This window comes from Silvanigrella sp., from assembly GCF_044369315.1.
Classification (GTDB): domain Bacteria; phylum Bdellovibrionota_B; class Oligoflexia; order Silvanigrellales; family Silvanigrellaceae; genus Silvanigrella.
The window spans coordinates 1-5,710 of record NZ_JBIPMD010000208.1 but is presented as its reverse complement, the minus strand read 5'-3'; the positions used below and the strand labels follow the sequence as shown (position 1 = coordinate 5,710).

The window sequence follows — 5,710 nt, the reverse complement described above, 5'->3', positions numbered from 1 at the left end:
ATTTAAAAGTCATTTGCCTATTTGGGAGCAATTTCGCTCCCTCGCTGGATAATTGCGCCTAATGGGAACCTACTTGAAAAGTAACAAACCAATGTTTCGTGGCTCCTAATTATTTGCAACAGAACCGTCTATAGACTGCATGATTTATATACATTTTTTATAAACTTAATAAATGAAAGTTTTCCTTTATTAACAAGCAAATTTTAATTAAAACGTTTAAAAGCCTTTAGACGCATTTTTCTTCAGTGAGCTTAGTCTCAACACCTCCAAAATCAAATCTATCCATTTTCTTTTAATCAATTTTGATGCTTAAATCTAGTGCAATTTTTCTAAGGTACTTACTACTAAAATTTCTATTTTCTAATGCGATCCCACAAGCTTTATTTAAAATAACAGAACCAAACTTATCCTTTAATGCTAAAATTCCACATAAATAGCGATTATCAACAAAACCTTCACACATTGATAAGTAAGCAGAAATATAATCTCTACAATCAAGCCCAATTTTCTTTGCTCTGTATAAAAATCCGCAATTATTTTCTTTTATCTCGTCCCATGTTAACTTATGATTTTCATTTATTGAGTATTTTTTTGACTTGCTTATTATTTTCTTATGCTTTGCAATCAATAAAGCACTACTATAAAAATAAACAAACTCTTGGTCATCAGTAACTTTTATATTACAACCGTAATACTTCAAACCTAACGAATAAAATTTCCCTTCATAACATGCAAAACCATCCTTCCTTCCAATATTTACAGAAGATATTTTAACAATGTTACTTTTGCTTAAATTTTCATCAATATAAATTTTTTGAATATCTTCAATTGCAAACTTTTTAGCATTAATTAAAGATAATTCAGAATTAATCTTTAAAACATTTTGGATCTTTAAATTTAGTTTGTTTCCTTTGTGTTTAGTTGTAGTGCTGCTGAGACCCCCAGGATTCCTTCCTCTTTTTTCGTGCCCGAATTTAATGCGGATTTTTTCACTGGCAACGTCCCACATAAATTGTGGCAAAGCTTCTCCTTTAATTCCTGTTAATTCTTCTTTGTATTTGTAAATAGAACGAACTACTGCAGCAACTTGTGATTCTTTACAAGATCTTGAAAACTCATACCCAGGAATAGCTTTAACAAGGGATTTTACCATTTCTAACGCATCATTTTCTTCACATCCTGCCCATTTATAGGACAGAACCCAAGAACAAATGGCAAAATTACGCTCTCCATCTTGTACAAGACATGGTTCTATAAGCCTTGGATCAATTTTATTTACAACTTTAAAGCCTGCTAATACCCTACTCGCCCTTAGTATTCTTTTAGCTATTGTGCTTACATTTTTTGCAGATAAGGTAACAGATCCATCTAGATTATGATCTATATCCCACAAATTTAAAATTTCATCTCTATTGAAAAAATTTAGATCCTTTAAACTCTTTTTTGTTAACCCTGATATATGTTCAATTTGCTTCAATGTAAGCGTTATATTTTCATGTGGTAGACATCTTTTAAATTCGTGGATGACTTCAGCTTTTAAATTCTTATTTAATTTCATCATAGGCTCTATACTACGTAAACCAAGTGTATATAAATATAATTTTGCTATCTTTACTTCAACTTTTGAATGATTATAAAGCCTATAACAATCAGTCAATTCCAAATCTTTTGCTATTTTTTTACATGCTTTAAGCAAATTTAATATGTATGGAGTTTTATCATTTTTATCGGTTTTACTCCTATCATTTTCTATTCTTTTTGTTAGTATTTTATTTTGGTGTAATATATTATCTGTGTTACGAAATGTTGAAAAATGACGGTTTAAACCCCTAGCTCCTTCATCTGCACCCAACCCTGAATCATTTAATATTTTAATTATATAATTCTGAGATTGTATACACGCGCCTTGCATTCTACGAGTTGAATCATCAAGTGGTAATGCTGAAAATCCAAATATTAAATGTATCCCTTTTTTACTATATGACCTTGTTACGTACTCTATCGCATTATATATTTTAGATAATTTTGATGATAAATGTGTATGGATTTTTTGCCAGTCTAAAGCGCCTTCCGAGTCTTTCCATTTTGAATGAGATCTATCTGCATCTATATCAATCATAATATAGCGAAGAGCAATTGAACCTGTAGGATTAGTTATCCCACAACTTTGCAAATGTGCATAAATCCTTGAACAAGAAGCAATTAGCCTTTGACCATCAATTTCATAGTACCGCTTATATTCATGTGTTCCCCCTTTATAGGGACACTTTTTAATGGAGCTAGAAATTGACATGGAACCACCTCACAACTAATTTTCGGTTATGGGTGTCTATTTGATTTATATTTAATTTATTTAAATCAAATTTGAGAAGGAATATTTGATTTTTAATACTAATTATTTGACTGATAATATGACATAGATAAAATTTTGAATAAAAAAGCATGAGAGTGCCTTAAACTTGTTGCGAAGACACTCTCAATAGGCTACTATAGACTTGACTAGTTGTCTTTAGTGGGTTTTTTGAGAATGACTTGAGTTAATAACTTAGGTCTTTTTTTAAAAAGCCCTTTTCTATTTTCAGTCCAATTCTATACAGCAATATTCAGTAATTCAAATAACATCTCAACATATTTTAACTATTTTCATTTCTTTTTTTTACTTCATTAAAAATTCTTTTCTTTTCTTTTCTTTTCCATTTCCAATATTCTTTTCTGATATTAGCGCTATCTAAGTACTCTTTACTATTAATTACTGTCGTATACATTAAATCAGGTTCATTATGAAAGTTTAATTCAACACATTTTTGAATATTAAATCCAAATCTTAAAACAAAAGTAAAATGTACTGCCCATTCTGTATGAATCTTATTAGGCTCTCTCAATACTGACAATAACTTGAGAGTCCAAAGACCATGATTATTAATAATATATTTGAATGCAATCTTTTCAATCTTAGGAAAGAACTTTAAAAAACTTTCAACCCTTGGTAGTTGTTCTATTAGTTGATACAAACCTTCATTATCATGAATTGTTGTGTTTTCACTAGCTCTTACTTCTTTTTTATTTTTTATATTTTGTTTTAATTCTTTCTCTTTCTTCTGCTCTTGTTGTTGTTTAAACCTATTAGAAGCTGTTAAAATTGATTTTGTAATCCACTTTAAGTCGTCCGTTTTATCTTGCTGTAATGCAATTTTACAAATATTTTCAATAAATGACTCAGGTAAATCACTTGCATTTTCAATTTTTAATAATTTTTGTTTAAAATTAATTTTATCCATTTTAATCTATTTAAATTCCTAATAGAGTAAGTATTCTATTCAATTCATCTTGATCTTTAAATGATAAATAAAATTTACCGCTATTTTCATTTTTTCCTTTTTGTAATTTCACTTGAATACCAATTTTTTTTAAGACTTTTTCTTCTATATCATTAAATACATTATTTTTAATTTCATTAATTTCTTGTGGTTCAATTTTTTGCTTGATTTTCTTCAATAATACTTCATTTGTAAGCCACTTCTTTTTTGCAAATTCATTTAATAGAACTCTAACTGTAAAAAATGAAGGATTTTCTCTAATGATAGCTTTAACTTCCTCAGGAAACCTTGCAATATTAATATAATATTGCACTGTCCTTTCATTTTTCTCATATTTCTCAGCAATTTTTTCTACTGGCATATTAGAATTTAATAGACTTAAATAAGCCTCTGCTAAATCTAATGCAGGTAAATCTTTGCGAAGAATATTTTCATCTAAACTTCTAATTAATGAATCTGATGAGTTGGTATGTGATTTAATTAAACAAGGTACTTTTTCTAATCCAATTTCTTTAGCAATTAATAATCGTCTTTGGCCAGACACACATATAAGTTTTATATCATCATCTTTTTTAATTTCTATTACTAAATTTTGTAAAATTCCTTCACTCTTTATACTTGCCATCAATTGAAGAAATTCAGAGCTATCATAATCTATAGTCTTACGACAATTTTCTTCAATTATAATGTCTTCTGTTGGTATAAATGCTACTTTTCCTATGTATTGTTCTATATTATGGTATTTATTTTGTTCACGAGAGAGTTTATCTTTTTCAAATCTTTGAATTATTTGTTCATGTTTCAAATTTACAGCGGATTGTATAGTGCTCATTTCATAATCCTTTTATTTTTGCGAACGCGTTCGCAATTTCAAACTCAAATCTCTTTTGCGAACGCGTTCGCAATTAAAATTCAACGCTTGCTTCAACTTCATCTGTAATTTTATAAACTTGTTCCATATTAGGTACTGGCACCCTACCCATTCTTTTACCTTTAAGACTTGGCAACAATTCTCCGGCTAAAGCGCAGTAAGCATTTGATATTATTGAATTAGGCTTCCAAGTAACAACAGGTTGACTAGCAACACTTGCCGCAGGTATTGAAGCAGAGTTTGGAATTAATGTTTCACATACTGGGAAATTAGCTGCTTTTGCTAATTCTCTAATTTTTTCCACAAATTTTGGATGAGTTGCAAAAGATTTATCATATCTACAAATTATAGCACCCAAATTAAATAGTAATGGGTTCAAATATTTCCTGATTTTTTCCGCTGAGTGAACCATATCCACTAAGCCTTTTGCACTTTCAGGATCTGGAAACACGGGCATAAGATAGTAATGCGAAGCTGTCATTGCTGACATGTATAGACAATCTAAAGTAGGATGAGTATCAATAATGACTATATCATAATTATCATAAACATATTCCGATAAAATTGGTTTTAAAAGAAGATGTTGATGGACTTGACCTGTCATTTGAACAACTGCTTCTGTTAATTCGCGAGTTCCAGCAATAACATCAATATTAGAAGCAACAGGAGATTTCAAATAAACATTTTCGCATGGTATCTCTTTTAAAATTGCTCTTGCCAAATTCTTTTTTTCAGCATCAACAGGATTTATACCTAAAATATCAGTAGCATTACCTTGATAATCAGAATCAATCACCAAAACACTTTTACCAAGACTAGAAAAGGCTGCTGCTAAATTAACAACAGTAGTCGTCTTAGCAACTCCTCCTTTTTGATTAGCTACACAAATAATATTAGTTTTTTTAGACATTTTAAATCCCCTTAAAAAAAATAGAGACTAAATACACTTTAAGTCTAGCTCTGACCTAAGTCAAGGTGTCAATTTTTTTTTGCCTATTGTTAATTTAAAAAATATTTTGATTAGTATTTTTAAATTATAACTAGGATCTAGTATTTTGATTTTTGAATCATTAAATAATCCGAGGAAATTCAATCAAATTATTCAGGATAAGCTCTATTATCCTGACAAAATTCTAAAGCTAACAACGAATGAAGCCCGTTTGAGCCAGAAACTATAACCGGTAGTCATCACTTTTGAGAAGTTCAAATTTTTAAATAAAAAATCGATCATTTTAAAACGGGAAAACAAAAAAAAGTTCATATTCCAAGATTTCAGAGAACTCTTGGAATAATTGTAAGCCTTCTTAGATATTTTATATTACCAGAGATAACTTTATATATAATGTCCGGTTACAGAGTCTAGTTCAAACAGCCTATATAGAGGGGGCTTTTATAAGGTTCTGTTGCAAAAACAGAGCAAGTAAGAGTAAGGTATCTTTTTTTGAGTGATGTTTGAGGGAGTGGGGATGGAATTCAAGTGGAAGCATACTGATCGTATGATTATAATAATGGCAATACGTTG

Annotated in this window: 4 protein-coding genes; all 4 read right to left on the bottom strand. The window is 29.6% G+C overall.

Annotated elements, in window-relative coordinates; all coding sequences use genetic code 11:
* Positions 1-292 precede the first annotated feature (292 nt).
* The gene (locus ACIQ56_RS13695) at positions 293-2,293 is read right to left on the bottom strand and encodes a hypothetical protein (protein WP_397601608.1); all 2,001 of its coding nucleotides are present in this window, start codon (positions 2,291-2,293) and stop codon (positions 293-295) included.
* Between the two features lie 340 nt (positions 2,294-2,633).
* Positions 2,634-3,278, bottom strand: a complete 645-nt coding sequence (locus ACIQ56_RS13690) for a hypothetical protein (protein WP_397601607.1) — start codon at positions 3,276-3,278, stop codon at positions 2,634-2,636.
* A gap of 10 nt (positions 3,279-3,288) precedes the next feature.
* Complete coding sequence (locus ACIQ56_RS13685) at positions 3,289-4,149, bottom strand: ParB/RepB/Spo0J family partition protein (protein ID WP_397601606.1); 861 nt, start codon at positions 4,147-4,149, stop codon at positions 3,289-3,291.
* 73 nt (positions 4,150-4,222) lie between these two features.
* On the bottom strand, positions 4,223-5,098 hold the full coding sequence (locus tag ACIQ56_RS13680) for a ParA family protein (protein WP_397601605.1): 876 nt from the start codon (positions 5,096-5,098) through the stop codon (positions 4,223-4,225).
* Positions 5,099-5,710 lie beyond the last annotated feature (612 nt).

What these genes read in the sequence shown, in the direction of transcription:
- ACIQ56_RS13685 (WP_397601606.1), bottom strand. Translation starts at nt 4,149, where the DNA reads ATGAGCACTATACAATCCGCTGTAAATTTGAAACATGAACAAATAATT.
- ACIQ56_RS13695 (WP_397601608.1), bottom strand. Translation starts at nt 2,293, where the DNA reads ATGTCAATTTCTAGCTCCATTAAAAAGTGTCCCTATAAAGGGGGAACA.
- ACIQ56_RS13680 (WP_397601605.1), bottom strand. Translation starts at nt 5,098, where the DNA reads ATGTCTAAAAAAACTAATATTATTTGTGTAGCTAATCAAAAAGGAGGA.
- ACIQ56_RS13690 (WP_397601607.1), bottom strand. Translation starts at nt 3,278, where the DNA reads ATGGATAAAATTAATTTTAAACAAAAATTATTAAAAATTGAAAATGCA.